Origin of the sequence: Sphingobium sp. 15-1, assembly GCF_013375535.1 — a bacterium.
In the GTDB taxonomy this organism is placed as follows: Bacteria; Pseudomonadota; Alphaproteobacteria; order Sphingomonadales; family Sphingomonadaceae; genus Sphingobium; species Sphingobium aromaticivastans.
The window spans coordinates 1,318,575-1,334,996 of the sequence record NZ_JABXJG010000001.1; the positions used below are offsets into that span (position 1 = coordinate 1,318,575).

The 16,422-nt window shown below is 65.3% G+C and carries 16 protein-coding genes; 8 read left to right on the forward strand and 8 right to left on the reverse strand.

Translation table 11 applies throughout. From position 1 onward, the window contains the following. Window positions 1-76 precede the first annotated feature (76 nt). A complete protein-coding gene (locus tag HUK72_RS06115; protein ID WP_176595993.1) occupies window positions 77-1,549 on the reverse strand; it encodes an aldehyde dehydrogenase family protein in 1,473 nt (490 codons plus the stop codon). 198 nt (window positions 1,550-1,747) lie between these two features. Between HUK72_RS06115 and HUK72_RS06120 the strand changes: the two genes are divergently transcribed. The 6 genes from HUK72_RS06120 to HUK72_RS06145 all read left to right on the forward strand — a co-directional run bounded on the left by HUK72_RS06120 (window position 1,748) and on the right by HUK72_RS06145 (window position 8,614). Next, the gene (locus HUK72_RS06120) at window positions 1,748-2,620 is read left to right on the forward strand and encodes a GNAT family N-acetyltransferase (RefSeq protein ID WP_176595994.1); all 873 of its coding nucleotides are present in this window, start codon (window positions 1,748-1,750) and stop codon (window positions 2,618-2,620) included. Next, window positions 2,617-4,080, forward strand: coding sequence for an NAD-dependent succinate-semialdehyde dehydrogenase (locus tag HUK72_RS06125; protein ID WP_176595995.1), 1,464 nt, complete (start codon window positions 2,617-2,619; stop codon window positions 4,078-4,080). Before HUK72_RS06120 ends, HUK72_RS06125 begins: the two co-directional genes overlap by 4 nt. Window positions 4,081-4,217: 137 nt before the next feature. Then, entirely contained in the window at window positions 4,218-5,288 is a 1,071-nt protein-coding gene (locus HUK72_RS06130; RefSeq protein WP_176595996.1) for a tartrate dehydrogenase, read from the forward strand. Window positions 5,289-5,573: 285 nt separating this feature from the next. After that, a complete protein-coding gene (locus HUK72_RS06135) occupies window positions 5,574-6,959 on the forward strand; it encodes an aspartate aminotransferase family protein (protein ID WP_176595997.1) in 1,386 nt (461 codons plus the stop codon). A gap of 21 nt (window positions 6,960-6,980) precedes the next feature. Beyond that, window positions 6,981-7,475 carry an Lrp/AsnC family transcriptional regulator gene (locus HUK72_RS06140; RefSeq protein ID WP_066524286.1) on the forward strand — a complete coding sequence of 165 codons (495 nt, stop codon included), beginning with the start codon at window positions 6,981-6,983 and terminating at the stop codon, window positions 7,473-7,475. After that, entirely contained in the window at window positions 7,472-8,614 is a 1,143-nt protein-coding gene (locus HUK72_RS06145) for a M20 aminoacylase family protein (RefSeq protein ID WP_176595998.1), read from the forward strand. The genes HUK72_RS06140 and HUK72_RS06145 overlap by 4 nt, the downstream gene beginning before the upstream one ends. A gap of 156 nt (window positions 8,615-8,770) precedes the next feature. Here HUK72_RS06145 and HUK72_RS06150 read toward each other — a convergent pair whose 3' ends face one another. The 6 genes from HUK72_RS06150 to HUK72_RS06175 all read right to left on the reverse strand — a co-directional run bounded on the left by HUK72_RS06150 (window position 8,771) and on the right by HUK72_RS06175 (window position 13,735). Next, window positions 8,771-9,418 carry a copper resistance protein B gene (locus HUK72_RS06150; RefSeq protein WP_176595999.1) on the reverse strand — a complete coding sequence of 216 codons (648 nt, stop codon included), beginning with the start codon at window positions 9,416-9,418 and terminating at the stop codon, window positions 8,771-8,773. 304 nt (window positions 9,419-9,722) lie between these two features. Further along, the gene (locus HUK72_RS06155; protein WP_176596000.1) at window positions 9,723-10,640 is read right to left on the reverse strand and encodes a copper resistance protein B; all 918 of its coding nucleotides are present in this window, start codon (window positions 10,638-10,640) and stop codon (window positions 9,723-9,725) included. Further along, window positions 10,637-12,382, reverse strand: coding sequence for a copper resistance system multicopper oxidase (locus HUK72_RS06160; protein WP_176596001.1), 1,746 nt, complete (start codon window positions 12,380-12,382; stop codon window positions 10,637-10,639). The genes HUK72_RS06155 and HUK72_RS06160 overlap by 4 nt, the downstream gene beginning before the upstream one ends. 36 nt (window positions 12,383-12,418) lie before the next feature. After that, on the reverse strand, window positions 12,419-13,000 hold the full coding sequence (locus HUK72_RS06165) for an RNA polymerase sigma factor (protein ID WP_336951400.1): 582 nt from the start codon (window positions 12,998-13,000) through the stop codon (window positions 12,419-12,421). 2 nt (window positions 13,001-13,002) lie between these two features. Further along, window positions 13,003-13,452, reverse strand: coding sequence for a periplasmic heavy metal sensor (locus HUK72_RS06170; protein ID WP_176596002.1), 450 nt, complete (start codon window positions 13,450-13,452; stop codon window positions 13,003-13,005). A 4-nt stretch (window positions 13,453-13,456) separates the two neighbouring features. Continuing rightward, entirely contained in the window at window positions 13,457-13,735 is a 279-nt protein-coding gene (locus HUK72_RS06175) for a hypothetical protein (RefSeq protein WP_176596003.1), read from the reverse strand. A 139-nt stretch (window positions 13,736-13,874) separates the two neighbouring features. Between HUK72_RS06175 and copC the strand changes: the two genes are divergently transcribed. After that, window positions 13,875-14,252: a copper homeostasis periplasmic binding protein CopC gene (gene copC / locus HUK72_RS06180; protein ID WP_176596004.1), complete on the forward strand. Its 378-nt coding sequence runs from the start codon at window positions 13,875-13,877 to the stop codon at window positions 14,250-14,252. A 5-nt stretch (window positions 14,253-14,257) separates the two neighbouring features. Further along, window positions 14,258-15,106 carry a copper homeostasis membrane protein CopD gene (gene copD, locus HUK72_RS06185; protein WP_176596005.1) on the forward strand — a complete coding sequence of 283 codons (849 nt, stop codon included), beginning with the start codon at window positions 14,258-14,260 and terminating at the stop codon, window positions 15,104-15,106. A gap of 220 nt (window positions 15,107-15,326) precedes the next feature. Here copD and HUK72_RS06190 read toward each other — a convergent pair whose 3' ends face one another. Next, window positions 15,327-16,325 carry a D-glycerate dehydrogenase gene (locus tag HUK72_RS06190; protein ID WP_176596006.1) on the reverse strand — a complete coding sequence of 333 codons (999 nt, stop codon included), beginning with the start codon at window positions 16,323-16,325 and terminating at the stop codon, window positions 15,327-15,329. Window positions 16,326-16,422 lie beyond the last annotated feature (97 nt).

The window sequence follows — 16,422 nt, forward strand, 5'->3', positions numbered from 1 at the left end:
GCTCCTGCGAAGGCAGGAGCCCAGTTCAGACGGCGGGACTGGGCTCCTGCCTTCGCAGGAGCACCGAGCACCCAGATCAAAACTCAATCAGCGCCGTCTTGGTCTTGAGGTTCGCCATATAGGCCTCCCGCCCCAGATCCTTCCCGATGCCCGACTGTTTGTAGCCGCCGGTCGGCAGGATGAAGTCATTGCTCCGCCCATAGCGGTTCACCCACACCGTTCCCGCCTCCAGCGACCGCGTGGCCCGCAACGCCCGCGCGACATCGCCGGTATGCACGCCCGCCGCCAGGCCATAATCGCTGTCATTGGCGAGCGCATAAGCCTCTTCCTCGTCGGCAAAGGTCTGCACCGTCAGCACCGGTCCGAAAATTTCGCCCTGCACGGCTTCGCTCTTCTGATCGACATTGCCAAGCAGCGTCGGCGCGAAATAGCTGCCTTCCTGTGGCGAAGTGGCCCGACCGCCACCGGCCAGCACCTCAGCGCCTTCGGAGATGGCCCGCTTCACGATCCCATCCATCCGGTCGAGCTGACCTTCGGAAATGATTGGCCCCAAGGTCGTATCCGTCCGCCAGGTCGGCCCCGCCTTATGCGCGTTGAAGGCGGCCATGATCCGATCGATCACCTGATCCGCGACCTTCTCCTGCACCAGCAGGCGCGATCCGGCGACGCACACCTGCCCGGCGTTCAGCGTGATCGCCCGCGCCACGATAGCCGCAGCCTTGTCCAGCCCGGCATCGGCAAAGACGATCTGCGGACTCTTGCCACCCAACTCCAAAGTCACCGGCTTAGGCCCGGTTTCCGCGCAGGCCGCCATGATCGCGGCCCCCGTCCGGGTGGAGCCGGTGAACGTCACCTTCGCCACCTCCGGCCGCCGCACCAGCGGATCGCCCACGGACCGCCCGTCGCCCTGCACGATGTTGAACACGCCTGCGGGCAGACCCGCCTCGACAGCCAGTTCCGCCAGCCGCACGATGCTGAACGGAGTCATTTCCGAAGGCTTCAGCACGACGCTGTTTCCGGCCGCGATGGCAGGCGCGATCTTCCACCCCGCCATCACCAGCGGCAGGTTCCACGGCGCGATCGCCGCCACCACGCCATAGGGTTCCGCGATGGTGAGACCCAGCTTGTCCGGCGTCGTCGCCGCCACCTCGCCGCCCACCTTGTCCGCCCATTCCGCGTAGAAGCGGATCGTCTCTGCGGTATAACTCAAATCCCAAGCGTTGATCTCATTGATCGTGCGCGTCGACCCAAGCGCCTCCAGCGGTGCCAGATGCGCGGCATCTGCCTCGATCAGATCGGCCCAGCGCCGCAGCACCTTCATCCGCCCCCGTGGGTCGGTCTGCGCCCAGCCGCTTTTCTTGTAGGCCGCCTGCGCATTCTCCACCGCCTCGGCCAACTGCCCGGCATCGACGCAATCCAGTTCCGCCTGCACGCGCCCATCGGACGGACGGCGCACGGTGATCGCCTGCCCCCGCCCTTCGACCCGGCGGCCGCCGATGAAGTTATTGGCCTTTGCCAGACTGATGAGATCGGGGTTGAAACCGTCCACGGCATAATCTCCTGCTACGCGCCTGCGCAGTAAAATAGGGTAGCGCCGCGGCATTTGTTGCAGTTGCGCCGGAAAGACTGCGCGATATTCTTCCAAAAAAAATGCTAACGCAGCAGCCAATGCTTGTGGGCCGCCCCTAATGTCCGGATCACTGATTCATGACCAAAGGCGGCCCCTAACCGCCAAGGAGCAAGACGCATGGCGACAGGCATAGAGGCGATGGTGGACCTGCGGCGCATGACCGCAGAGGATTTGGCCGCCGCCCACGACCTATCCCACGAACAGAAATGGCCCCACCGGATCGAGGATTGGGAGATGCTGTTCCAGCTTGGCTTCGGCTATGTGGCGGAGCGCGACGGGCCGGACAATCGGCGCGAAGTCATCGGCACCGCCATGGCCTGGCTCTATGGCGATGACGCCGCGACGCTGGGCATGGTGATTGTCTCTCCCCGCGCACAGGGCATGGGCATCGGCCGGCGCCTGATGGATGCGGTGCTGCACGATCTGGGTGACCGCACGGTAATGCTGAACGCCACTGACGAGGGGATGCCGCTTTATCGCAAGCTGGGTTTCGCGCCCGTCGGCCCCGTGTTCCAGCATCAGGGCGCGGCCTTCGCCGTCCCCATGGCGGAACTTATCCCCGACGAGCGCGTCCGCCCGTTGGGAAGCAAGGATATGGATGTGCTGCGCGACCTCGCTGCCCAAGCGACCGGGATGAACCGCGACGCGCTGCTCGACGCGCTGGTGCCGGGCGCGCAGGGCGTGGTGCTGACCCGCAGCAATGAGCCGGTCGGCTTCGCCCTCTTCCGCCGCTTCGGGCGCGGCTATGTCGTCGGGCCGACCATCGCGCCCGACACCGGCGGCGCGAAGGCGCTGATCTCGCACTGGCTGGGGTCCAACAGCGGCATCTTCTGCCGGCTCGACGTGCCGGAGGAAAGCGGCCTGTCGGGCTGGCTGGACGAACTTGGCCTGCCCTGCGTCGGCCGCGTCATGCGCATGGTGCGCGGCGAGCCGGTCGCGGCCCCTTCCACCTTCCAAACCTTCTCTCTCACGACGCAGGCCCTCGGATGACACTCTCCCTCGACAACCCATCGCTGCTGATCGAACGCGCTTATATCGGCGGCGAATGGGTCGGCGCTCAGGCCGGCGCGACCCTGCCGGTCGACAATCCCGCGACTGGAGCGATCATCGGCACCGTACCCGACTGCCGGGAGGCGGATACCGAGGCCGCCGTCGCCGCCGCCGAAGCCGCCTGGCCCGCATGGCGCGCAAAGACCGCCGCCGAACGCGCCGCGCTGCTGGAGCGCTGGAACGCGCTGGTGCTGGACAATATCACCGACCTCGCCCGGATCATGACCGCCGAACAGGGCAAGCCGATCGCGGAATCCGAAGGCGAAATCCGCTACGCCGCCAGCTTCATCAAATGGTTCGCGGAGGAAGCCCGCCGGATCGAGGGCGGCATCGTCCCCGCGCCGGAAGCCAATCGCCGTATCCTCGTGATGAAGGAGCCGGTCGGCGTTTCCGCTGCGATCACGCCCTGGAATTTCCCGGCGGCGATGATCACCCGCAAATGCGCCCCTGCCTTGGCGGCGGGCTGCCCGGTGGTGATCAAGCCTTCGGAACTCACCCCCTATACCGCGTTGGCGCTGGTGAAGCTGGCGGAGGAAGCGGGCTTCCCGGCGGGCGTCATCAACATGCTGACCGGCGACGCGGCCGCGATCGGCGGGGTGATGACCGGCAGCCCCATCGTGCGCAAATTGTCCTTCACCGGCTCCACCCGCGTCGGGTCGCTGCTGATGCGCCAATCCGCCGACACCATCAAGCGGCTGAGCCTGGAACTGGGCGGCAATGCGCCGCTGGTCGTGTTCGACGATGCCGATCTCGACCTTGCCGTCGCCAGCACCATGGCGAGCAAGTTCCGCAATGCCGGGCAGACCTGCGTGTGCGCGAACAGGATATTGGTGCAGGACGGCGTTTATGAGGCCTTTGCGGAAAAGCTGGCCAAGGCCGTCTCCGCTTTGAAGGTCGCGCCGGGCGATCAGCCGGGCAGCACCATCGGCCCGCTGATCAACGCCGCCGCCGTCGACAAGGTGAAGGCCCATGTCGAGGACGCCCTGTCCCACGGCGCGAAAATCTTCGCCCAGGCGCCCGAAGGCGCGACCGGCGAGCGCTTTGCCACGCCCGTCGTGCTGACCGGCGCGACCCGCGACATGCGGCTAGCGGAAGAAGAGACTTTTGGCCCCGTCGCGCCGCTGTTCCGCTTCACCCATGAGGAGGAAGGGATCGAACTCGCCAACGCCACCAGCTATGGCCTTGCCAGCTATTTCTACACCGAAAATCTCCACCGCGCCTTCCGCGTGGCGGAGCGGTTGGAAGCGGGCATGGTCGCGCTCAACACCGGCGGGATTTCGATGGAAATGGCGCCCTTCGGCGGGGTCAAGATGTCCGGCCTCGGCCGCGAAGGCGCGCATCTGGGGATCGAGGAATATCTGGAGGCCAAGGCTTTCCATGTCGGTGGGTTGAAGCTCTAGCCCCTCGCCCTTTTGTGTTCCTGCGAAGGCATTCGAACGAGACGAGTGGCGCATGAGAACACAGGCCCACCGTCAGAACTGGGCTCCTGCCTACGCAGGAGCACGCTGCTTATTTCTCAGGCGAAGGAAAAACCGCCATGGCACGCAACTACAGCATCTCCGTCATCCCCGGCGACGGCATCGGCAAGGAAGTCATGCCCGAGGGCATCCGCGTGCTGGAGCGCGCCGCCAGCCTCTACGGCTTCACCATCGAGCAGAAATGGCACGACTTCGCCTGCTGCGACTATTACGCCAGGCACGGCCAGATGATGCCCGACGACTGGAAGGAACGGATCGGCAACCCGGACGCCATCTTCTTCGGCGCGGTGGGCTGGCCCGATACGGTGCCGGATCATGTTTCGCTCTGGGGGTCGCTGCTCCAGTTCCGGCGGGAATATGATCAATATGTCAACTTGCGACCGGTGCGCCTGATGCCGGGCGTCCCCTGCCCGCTGGCGGGGCGCGAGCCGGGCGACATCGACTTCTGGGTCGTGCGCGAGAATACGGAGGGCGAATATAGCTCGGTCGGCGGCAAGATGTTTCCCGGCACGCCCCGCGAGGTCGTGATCCAGGAAACGGTGATGACCCGCCATGGCACGGATCGGGTTCTCCGCTACGCCTTCGAGCTGGCGGCGACGCGGGAGCGCAAGCATGTCACCTCCGCCACCAAGTCCAACGGCATCGCCATCACCATGCCCTGGTGGGACGAACGGGTGGAGGAGATGGCGAAAAACTATCCCACCGTCACCCATGACAAATATCATATCGACATATTGACCGCGCAGTTCGTGCTGAACCCGGATCGCTTCGATGTGGTGGTAGCATCCAACCTGTTCGGGGACATTCTCTCCGATCTCGGCCCGGCCTGCACCGGGACGATTGGCGTGGCGCCCTCAGGCAATATCAACCCGGATCGCACCGCGCCCTCGCTGTTCGAGCCGGTTCATGGCTCGGCGCCGGATATTGCGGGTAAGGGGATCGCCAATCCGGTCGGCCAGATCTGGTCGGCGGCGATGATGCTGGAACATCTGGGCGAAGCCGAAGCCGCCGCCGGGATCATGCGGGCTGTGGAAACTGTGCTGGCGGAGCCGAGCCTGCGGACGGGCGATCTCAAGGGTAAGGCGAATACGGTGGAGTGCGGCAAGGCAATTGCCGAGGCGCTGGCCTAAAAATCCTCCCTACGCGAAGCGTGGGGAGGGGGACCACCCGTAGGGTGGTGGAGGGGAATTGGGCTGACGTTGCTCATTTCCCCTCCGTCAGCGCTACGCGCTGCCACCTCCCCATCTTACGATGGGGAGGATTTTTGTGTCCGTTCTCCCTCCCTACCCCACAGCACAAAATGCTGCCCTGCTTCCTCAAAAAACCGCGTCCCTTTCATCACCTCCCTCAAATTGGCGCATCCGACCGCGGACGGGGGATAGTCTCTCCCTATAAACAACACCGCGAGTTTCCTGATGACGCTGACTCCCAACCGGTCCCTGATCGACATCGACCGCGATCACCTGATCCACCCCGTCACTTCCTTCCGCGGCCATGAAGCGCGCGGGGCGACCCTGCTGCAAAGCGGCAAGGGCATGTGGCTGACGGACATGGACGGCAATGAACTGCTGGACGCCTTCGCCGGCCTGTGGTGCGTCAATGTCGGTTACGGGCAGGAAAGCATCGTCGAAGCCGCCGCGCAGCAGATGCGTCAGCTTCCCTACGCCACCGGCTATTTCCATTTCGGCAGCGAACCGGCGGTCAGGCTTGCCCAGAAGCTGGTCGACCTCAGCCCCGGGGGGCTGGAGCATGTCTATTTCACGCTCGGCGGCTCCGACGCGGTGGACAGCGCCATCCGTTACATCGTCCATTATTTCAACGCCATAGGCCGCCCGGACAAGAAGCAGTTCATCGCCCTGGAACGCGGCTATCACGGCTCCAGCACGACCGGTTCCGGCCTCACCGCGCTGGCCAATTTCCACCGCAATTTCGACCTGCCGCGCCCCTGGCAGCATCATCTGCCGTCGCCCTACCCCTATCGAAGCGACCTGACCGATGACGCCGCGATCATCGCCCGCTCCGTCCAGCAGTTGAAGGACAAGGTGGCGGAACTGGGCGCGGACAATGTCGCCGCCTTCTTCTGCGAACCGATCCAGGGTTCCGGCGGCGTCATCGTGCCCCCCCGAGGCTGGCTGAAGGCCATGCGGGAAGCCTGCACGCAGCTCGACATCCTGTTCGTGGTGGATGAGGTCATCACCGGCTTTGGCCGCACCGGGCCGCTTTTCGCCTGCGATGCGGAAGATGTGTCGCCCGACCTCATGACGCTCGCCAAGGGCCTCACCGCCGGTTATGTGCCGATGGGCGCGGTTCTCATGTCGGACAAAATATATCAGGGCATTGCCGACGGCGCCGCGCCCGAGCTCGCCATCGGCCATGGCATGACCTATTCGGGCCATCCGGTGAGTGCGGCCGTGGGACTGGAAGTGCTGCGCCTCTACACCGAGGGTGGCATCCTCGCCAACGGCCAGAGCGTGGCGACGCGATTCGACGCGGGGTTGGCGGGTCTGCTCGACCATCCGCTGGTGGGCGACACGCGCGGGCGCGGCCTGCTCGGCGCGATCGAGCTGGTGGCGGACAAGGCGACCAAGGAACGCTTCGATCCCGCCCTCAAAATCCCCGACCGGCTGTTCGCCCAGGGCTACAGGAACGGCGTCATCTTCCGCTCCTTCCCGGACAATATCATTGGCCTCGCCCCGGCGCTCTGCGCGTCGGACGCGGAGATGGACGAGATTTTCGCACGCATTCGCAGGACACTGGACGATCTGCTTGAAGAAGCGGATATTCGTGCGGCGGTGGGATAAGAAAACGGGGGAGCAAGGCATATGTTGGGTGGCCCAAGACTGGACCGGATCGACCTCAAGATCCTGACGCAGCTTCAGCAATCCGGCCGCATCACCAATGTCGAGCTGGCCGATGCGGTGGGCCTGTCGCCCAGCCCCTGCCTGACGCGCGTGAAACGGCTGGAGAAGGCGGGCTACATCACCGGCTATGGCGCGCATATCAACCTGCACAAGCTGGGCGAGTTTCTAACCGTCTTCACCGAAGTCACCCTGACCGAGCATCGGGCGGGTGACTTTTCCCGTTTCGAAACCCGCATCCGCAAGCTGGACGAGATCGTCGAATGCCATCTGGTCAGCGGCGGATATGATTATCTGCTGAAATTCGTGACGCGCGGCGTGGCGCATTATCAGTCGATCATCGAAGGGATGCTGGAAAGCGACTATGGGATCGAGAAATATTTCAGCTATGTCGTGATCAAATCGCCCTTCATCAAACATCATTATCCGATTCAGCATCTGTTCGGTGAGCAAAAATGATCGACGACCTGCTCGAACCCCTGATTGCCTTTCGCCGCGATATTCACGCGCACCCTGAACTGGGTTTTTGCGAGCATCGGACGGCCAGGCGGATCGCGGAGCAGCTTCGGGCGCTGGGGCTGGAGGTGCATGAGGGGATCGGCGGCACCGGCGTCGTCGCGGTGCTGAAAAACGGTTCGTCCGGGCGCAGCATCGGCCTGCGCGCCGACATGGACGCCCTGCCGATCCATGAGCAGACCAACCTGCCCTATGCCAGCAAGACGCAAGGCTCTTTCCACGGCTGCGGGCATGACGGGCATGTCGCGATGCTGCTGGGCGCGGCGCAGCATCTGGCGCGCAGCCGAAATTTCGACGGCACGGTGAATTTCTTCTTCCAGCCCGCCGAAGAGGGGCTGGGCGGCGCCCGCGAAATGGTGAAGGAGGGGCTGTTCGACCGCTTCCCCTGCGACCGGGTGTTCGGGCTGCACAATTGGCCGGATCTGCCCGCTGGCACCATCGCCACCCGCCCCGGCCCGATCATGGGCGCGGCCGACAAGTTCGAGATCGCGCTGGAAGGGCGCGGCGGCCATGCGGCGATCCCGCAGGACACGCCCGACGCGATCCTCGCTTCCGCCAGCCTGGTTTCTCAGTTGAACACCATCGTGGCGCGCCGCATTCCGGCGAGCTCCTCGGCAGTGCTTTCGGTCACGCAGATCAACGGCGGCCATGCGCATAATGTGATCCCGGCGGTGGTGAAGGTCGTCGGCACGGTGCGCACCTTCGACCCGGCGGTGCAGGACGTGATCGAGGACGCCATCCGCAAGATTACGGCGGGCGTGGCGCTGGCCCATGACGTCACCGCAACCGTCGATTATGACCGCTATTACCCCGCCACCATCAACGACGCCGAGGCCGCGCAGGAAGCGCTGACCGCCGCCGCGACCGTGGGTCATACAGAGCTTGCGCCGGAACCCGCCTTCACCTCGGAGGATTTCGCCTTCATGCTCCGGGCCTGCAAGGGCGCCTATATCTGGCTCGGACAGGCTAGGCCGGAAGGATCGGTGCCGCTGCACAATCCCCATTATGATTTCAACGACGATGTTCTGGGCCTGGGTATCCGGCTGCACGTCGCGCTGGTCGAGCAGCATCTCGCCCGATAACGGCTTCAGCCGATCCAGCCATCTTCGTCACCCCGGGCTTGACCCGGGGTCCCGCTATTTGTCGCTCGGCGCAAGTGAAGAAAGGCGAGCGGGACCCCGGGTCAAGCCCGGGGTGACGATGGGTAGGGCTTGGTCGTCCATCCATTCCTTCCGAATTCACAAACTGAACCCGAACCCCATCACCGCCACGGTCGACTTCACCGCCTCCCCCTGCGACCGCGCCAGCGTCCGCGTCTCGCCCAGCAACCGCTCATGCACCACGCCCGCATAGGCGTTGATCTTGTCCGTCAGCCGATAGCGCAAGCGCACCGTCGCCTCGCCTTCGGTGAAGCCCGGCCGTATCGCTTCCGCATCGATGCTTTGCGCCGACCAGCCGACCGCCACGCGCGGCTCCAGATAAAGCCGCCCGGTGATCGGCAGGGCATAGATGACCTGCGCTTCCCCGGTCAGATTCCCCTTGTCCGACAGAAAGGCATAGCTTTCCCAGCTCATCCGCGAACCGACCTGCCCCTGGATTCCGACGACGGCATGGGCGTCACGCGGATGGGGCTTGAAATCCTTCCGCACCCCCGCCAGCAGCACGGTATTTTCCCCGATGGTGCGGCCATAGAAGAGCCGCGCCTGAACCTCGTCGATCTGCCCGTTGAGCGCGCCGCCCCCTTGGAACACCAGCATCGCCTGATTGGTGGAATCGCCATAGGAGAATGTCCCATCCCACAGGAAAGCGTCGCCCTGATCACCCGTACGCATCTCGATCAGGTCGAAGCCGCCGCTGAGCGACGCCGCATCCTCATCCTGCGCCATGGCAGGAACCGCCCACAGCGCGCAGGCGCAGAAAAAAAGGCCCGGTAAGGCAAAGCGCACAAGTCTACCCTAAATGCTTTGTCGTTCAGCGGAGACTAGGAGACGCGGAGCGGCGTATACGTGCGAAGGACGGGCGCCGCGCCATCAATCATGACAAGTTGTCGCCGGATGGCAGCAGATCGTGCCGCGCTTCAACTATAGAGCTTTCATGCTCCTGCGAAGGCACTCGAACGAGACAAGCGGCTCGTGAGAGCCAAGCCCCGCCGTTTGAACTGGGCTCCTGCCTTCGCAGGAGCATGCTTGCCTAAAACCAGAAACGCACGCCCATCACGAAACTGAGCGCGGACGTCCGCTCCCCCTCTGCCCTTGCAAAGCGGGCCGTATCCCCCAGCTTCCGTTCCCAGTTCACGCCGACATAGGGCGCGAACTCGCGCGCGAATTCATAGCGCAACCGCAGGCCCAGCTCGACATCCGACAGGCCCGATCCGATCCCCAGTTCCGGCACGTCCTGCGCGGCGATGTTCAACTCCGCCGCCGGTTGCAGGATCAGCCGCTGGGTGATGCGCTGGTCGTAGCTGCCCTCCAGCCGCAGATGCGCGTCACCCTTGTTTGAGAGGAAAGCCTGCGCACCCAGCTCGAACCAATAGGGCGCGAGTCCCTCTATCCCGACCACTGCATAGGTCCGTTGCGGATCGGGGCGGATGTCGTGGCGGACCCCCGCTTCCAGGTTGAACCAGGGATCGATCGCCCGGCTGTAGAGCGCCTGAACCTCGGCACGCTCCAAAGGCCCGCCAATCTCGCCCTCCCCCTCGGTCTTGAAGGCCAGGCGGTCGATGTCGCCGCCGATCCAGCCCTCACCCTCCCAATGATAGCCGTCCGCCCCCTTGCCCATCCGATATTCCAGCCGGTCGAGCATGAGCTGGGAGAAGGTCATGCCGCCGCTTTCCTTCAGCATGGCGGCGCGGGCGCGCGCCATTTCGGCGGGGCTGTAAAAGGCTTCGGCGGCATGGTCGGACGGTACCGGCGGCGCCTCGCCCTTGGGAATGCCATCGTCGGCGGCGGGCTGACCATGGCCGGCATGGGGATCGGCGGCGGAAGGCGCCTCCTCCCGCGGCATGGACATGGCCCCATGATCCATCTGGCTATGATCCATTTCCTGGGCCAAGGCCGGGCCGGAAACGGAGGCCAACAGCAGGGCAGCGGCGGAAACCAGCATCTTCATGCCGCCTCTCCCTCATGCCGCACGGTCACGACGCGCATCATCCCCGTGTGCATGTGCATCAGCATATGGCAGTGAAAGGCCCAGTCGCCCAGCGCATCGGCGGTGAGGTCGAAACTCACCTTCCCCCCCGGCAACACATTCACCGTATGCTTGCGCGGGTTATATTCGCCCGCGCCTGTCACCAGCTCGAAGAAATGGCCGTGCAGATGGATGGGATGCGGCATCATCGTGTCGTTGATCAGGTTCACCCGCACCCGCTCCATATGGCGGAAGGGGATCGGCTCGGCCCCGTCGGACAGCTTCACCCCGTCGAAGGACCACATATAGCGCTCCATGTTCGCGGTCAGGTGGATGTCCAGCGTCCGCGTCGGCGCTCGGCTGTCCCTGTTTGGCTCCAGCGACTTCAGGTCCGCATAGGTCAGCACCCGATGCCCGACAGTCTCCAGCCCCGTCGGCCGATCCCCCGTCCGGTCGGCCGGCATGGGCGACAGAGTGGCCACCCCCGGCCCCATCTTCACCTGCGGGGCGACGGATGGATCGCGCATCTTCATCGAATGGCCTGACATGCTCTCATTGGCTGGCTGGCTGAGGTCGATGACGCCGCCATTGCCCATGTCCATCCCGGACATGTCCATGCCCATATCCTTCATGCCCAGCAGCGGGCGTTCGCGCAGGGCAGGCACCTCCGCCGCCATGCCAATGCGCGGCGCCAAAGTCGCCCGCACCAGCCCCGACCGGTCGATAGCCTCCGCGATCAGGCCATAGGGTTTCGCCTCGGTCGGCTGCACCACGACATCATAGGTTTCGGCAATGCCGATCTGGAACTCGTCCGTCTCGACCGGCTGCACATGCTGCCCATCGCATTGCACCACCGTCATCGGCAGCCCTGGCAGCCGCACATTGAAATTGGTCATGGCCGAGGCGTTTATGATCCGCAGCCGCACCCGCTCGCCCGGCGTGAAGAGGCCGGTCCAATTCTCCGCCGTGCCATGCCCGTTGACGAGGAAGCTGTAGGTCGATCCGGTGACGTCGGAAATATCGGTCGGGTCCATCCGCATCGCTCCCCATTCGAGGCGATCCTTCCCGCTCTGATCCTTCCCCGCCAATTGCCCGGCCAGCGTCTGCTTCTGCATGTTGAAATAGCCGCCCATCTGCTTGAGCCGCTTCAGCAGCACATGGGGGTGCACCGGGCTCCAGTCGGACAGCACGATCACATGCTCGCGGTCGCTCCGTACCGGATCGGCCCCTGCGGGATCGATCACGATCGGGCCGTAATGGCCGACCGCCTCCTGCATGCCGGAATGGCTGTGATACCAGTAAGTCCCCGACTGCCGGACCGGAAATTCATAGGTGAAGGTCTCGCCCGGCCTGATGCCCGGAAAGCTCACCCCCGGCACCCCGTCCATCTGAAAGGGCACGATCAGCCCATGCCAGTGGATCGACGTGTCTTCCTTCAGCCTGTTGGTGACGGCAAGCCGGACATTCTGCCCTTCCTTGAGCCGGATGAGCGGCGCGGGCAGCGTGCCGTTTATCGTCACCGCATGGGCCGAACGCCCGCCGGTGGAGAAATGACTCTCCCCCACGGTCAGCGCGATCGTCTCGCCGCTCAGTACGGCGGGAAGGCCCGCAGACCCGCTTTGCGCCCAGGCGGGAAAGGCGCGGCTGAGCGCCAGCGCGCCGCCAAGTCCGCCCAGGCCCCGGATCAGGCCGCGGCGGTCGACATCAGGAAAGGAAAAAGCCATGAGGATACAAGTCTCTGCGTGAAGGACCGTTTCCCTCTATACGCGCCCTGGCCCGTCATCCCTCAACTGTTCCGCCAATTTGTTGCGCGCCCGGTAAAGCCGCGTCTCCACCGCCTTCTCGCTCACGCCCAGAATCTGCGCGGCTTCCGCCTGGCTCATGCCCTCCAGCGTCCGCAACACCAGCACATCCCTGAGATTGCCGGGCAAGGCCGCAATCGCCGCATGGATTCGCGCCAGTTCTGCCTGGGACTGGATCGCCTCCTCCGGCGTCGGGGCAGCGTCCGCCACTGCCCCTGCCTCCTCGATGGGCCGGGCGAAGGTGAAGAAGCGCCGCACCGCCCGCCGCCGCGCCCAGTCATGGCATTTGTTGATCGCGATCCGCGCGATCCACAGCCGGAAAGGCCGCGCCCCGTCATAGCGGGCCAGCGCGGCGAAGGCGGAAATGAACGTCTCCTGCGTGATGTCCAGCGCCTCGGTCGCGTCCCCCACATGCCCCCGCGCCAGCCGGAACACGCCGTCGCGATGCCGCCGCATAAGCTCGCCATAGGCGCTTTGCTGCCCGGCAAGCGCCAGCCCGGCCAGTTCCGGATCGCCACGTTCGGTGAGCGGAGAGCCCACTGCTACCGGGCAGTCTGGCCGGGGTCGGTCAGAGCCTTGACGACGGCGGCGTCGAACTGCGCCGCCTGATCGGGCCGCAGCACGGCGCGCATCGCGAAGATATGCTTCAACGTCTCCTTCTGCAGCATGCCCATGACATGATGCGACCGGTCGACGGCTTCCGCGACCTTCGGCCCATAGCCATGCTCCGCCGCGATCGCCTCCGCCAGCCGGGCATTGTCGGCGCGCATCTCCGCCTCCATCGCCTCGCGCCGCTTCGCGAAATCGGCTTCCAGGGCGTGAATGCGCTGCTCCTGCGCGTCGTCCAGCTTCAGCTTCTTGTGGACGAGGGCATGCACCTCGCTCTCGACCCGCGGTTCCGGCGCGATCCAGACCCGCGCCACCAGCACCGCCGCCAGCGCCGCCGCGAAGGCGACCAGAGCGACCAGCCCATAGCGTCCCGCCCCCTTCACGACCCTATTGTCCCAACAGCCGCGAGGGCGCGTAATCGGACATGCCGATCACCACCGGCCGCGACGCCGCCTGCGCCGGGCTGCCGGGCACCACGCTGCCGATCCAGCCAATGCCGATGGCGACGATCCCCGCCAGCGCCAGGCTGCGCCGCGCCACCGCCCGTTCCCGGCGCGAGGCGACGCCCGCCATCACCGCCGCTTCCATCGTCTCCAGGCGCGGATCGCTCGGGCAATCCCGTATTTGGGCGCGGACATGGCCCAAAAGCTGATCGAGGTCGCTCATCACTCACACTCCCATTACACGCCTGAGAATACGCAGCGCGCCGTCCAACCCCTCATGCAAAAATTTATGCACGCTAGTCGAGGGGTGAGCCGCGTCGATGCGTAATATCCCGTAACCGCAACCGATCGGAGATATTCCCATGCGTCGCATCCTGTTCACCGCCGCCCTCGCCCTTGTCGCCCTGCCCTCCATGGCGATGGCGCATCCCAAGCTGCTTTCCTCCACCCCGGCGGCGGGCGCGACGGTGGCCAAGCCGACCAGGCTCAGCCTGACCTTCTCCGAAAAGATGCTGGCGCCCCTGAGCGGCGTCGACCTTACCATGACCGGCATGCCGGGCATGGCCAACCATGCGCCGATGCCGATCAAGGGCTTCAAGACCGCGGTCGAAGGCGACGGCAAGACCATGACCGTCACCCTGCCCCGCGCCCTTCCGGCGGGCCATTACGACCTCGACTGGCATCTTGTCGGCGCCGACCAGCACAAGATCGCGGGCAAGGTCAGCTTCTCGGTCAAATAAGAGCGATGGACGGGGTTCTCATCGCCGCCCGCTTCGCGCTCTATGCCGATCTCGCCGCGCTGGCGGGTCTGCCCCTCTTCTGGTGGAGCATGGGCGGAAGCGCGCGGCGCGGGGTGATCGGCACGCTGGCGGTGGGGGGGCTTGCCTTCTCCGCCCTGTGGCTGCTCGCCAGCGCGGCGGGCATGGCGGGAACCCCATTTCTGTCCCCCGACTGGAGCATCGTCAGCATATTGCTCAAGGAAACGCCGGCCGGAATGGTATTGGCGGTGCGGACGGCGGCGCTGCTGTCGATCCTGCCGCTGCTGCTCCGGCAAGGCGCGGGTTGGAACGTCGCCATCGCCCTGCCCGCCGCCATCGCCGCCGCGACCCTCGCCTGGTCGGGCCATGCCGCCGCCAGCGAAGGCCTTGCTGGGAGCGCCCATCGCATCGCGGATGCGCTGCACGTGCTGGCCGCCGCCGGATGGTTCGGCGCGCTGCTGGCCTTGCTCCATGCGGTGCTTTCGGGAAGGGAGACTGGAAGGACCGCCCGGATGCTGGAGCGCTTCTCCCTATTCGGCACGATATTCGTCGCGACGCTGATCGCGACCGGCGCATTCAACGCGGCGATGATCGTGGGGGTGGCCCAATTGCCCGTGCTTCTGCACAGCCTCTATGGCTGGCTGCTCCTCGCCAAGCTGGCGCTGTTTGGCGTCATGCTGCTGCTCGCGGCCGCCAATCGCTGGTGGCTGACGCCGAAGCTGGAGAGGAACGGGGGCCTTGCCCATCTGCGTCTGTCGCTGCTGGCGGAGACCAGTCTGGCGATCCTCATCCTGGGATTGGTCGCGGCGCTTGGGACGCTCGATCCTCTGGGTTGAAATGCGCGGGGTGAAGGGATGGCTGGGATTGGCCAATGCTACCGCTAAGCGCGCCGTGCTCCTGCGCAGGCAGGAGCCCAGTTCGGACGCTACGATGATCTACTAAGGGCGGGACTGGGCTCCTGCCTGCGCAGGAGCACGGCGCGCTTCAAGGAGGGTAGACTTCAAGGAAAGCGGACCCTCCGCTTCCCACCCATTTCACACCACGCCAACGACAGGATCAAACCCAGCCTTCCAGCACCTGATTGGGCGGCCGGTGCCCATCCACCCAGCTCCGGATATTGGCGATCACCCGCGCCCCGGTGGCGTCGCGCCCCTCGAATGTCGCGGACCCCATATGCGGCAACAGCACGACATTGGACAGGTCCAGCAACCGGGTATCGATCGCCGGTTCATGGGTATAGACGTCGAGCCCCGCCCCGGCGATCCGCCCTTCGGCCAGCGCGGTGATCAGCGCAGCCTCATCCGTGATCTCCGCCCGCGAGGTGTTGATCAGATAGGCGTCGGCCCGCATCAGCGCGATCCGCCGCGCCCCGATCATGTCGCGGCTGTCGGCGTTGAGCGGGCAGTGGATCGACACGATGTCGCTTTCCGCCAGCAGCATGTCCAGGTCGCCATGCCAATGCGCCTGCAATTCCTGCTCCACCTCGAAGGGCAGGCGGTGGCGGTTATGATAGGCGATGGAAAGGCCGAAGGCCGCCGCCCGGCGGGCAACCGCGCGGCCGATGCGGCCCATGCCGATGATGCCCAGCTTCTTGCCGCCGATGCGATGCCCCAGCATGCCCGACGGGCTCCAGCCGGTCCAGGCGCCGGATCGCACCAGCTTTTCCCCTTCGGCCAGGCGACGCGGCACCGACAGGATCAGCGCCATGGTCATGTCCGCCGTATCCTCGGTCAGCACGCCGGGCGTATTGGTGACGATGATCCCCTTCTTCCGCGCGGCGTTGAGGTCGATATGGTCGACCCCGCTGCCGAAGCTGGCGATCAGTTGCAGCCGTTCCGGCGCGGCCTCGATCAGCGCGGCGTCCAACTGGTCGCTCACCGACGGCACCAGCACGTCGCACTGCGCCATGGCGCGGGTCAGCGCGGCGCGATCCATCGGCACGTCACCAATATTGAAGACGGTGTCGAACAGGTCGGCCATGCGCGCCTCGACATTGGGAGGCAGGCGGCGCGTGACGATGACGCGCGGCTTGGCGGGGCGCGGTTTCTTGGCCATGTCTGGCCGCTATTCTTCGTAAGCGCGATGGTCAAGCGCTTATCCATATGCGCAAGAGAGCGGTTGTCGGTCATGGCGCCAAGCGGCTATGGTCGCG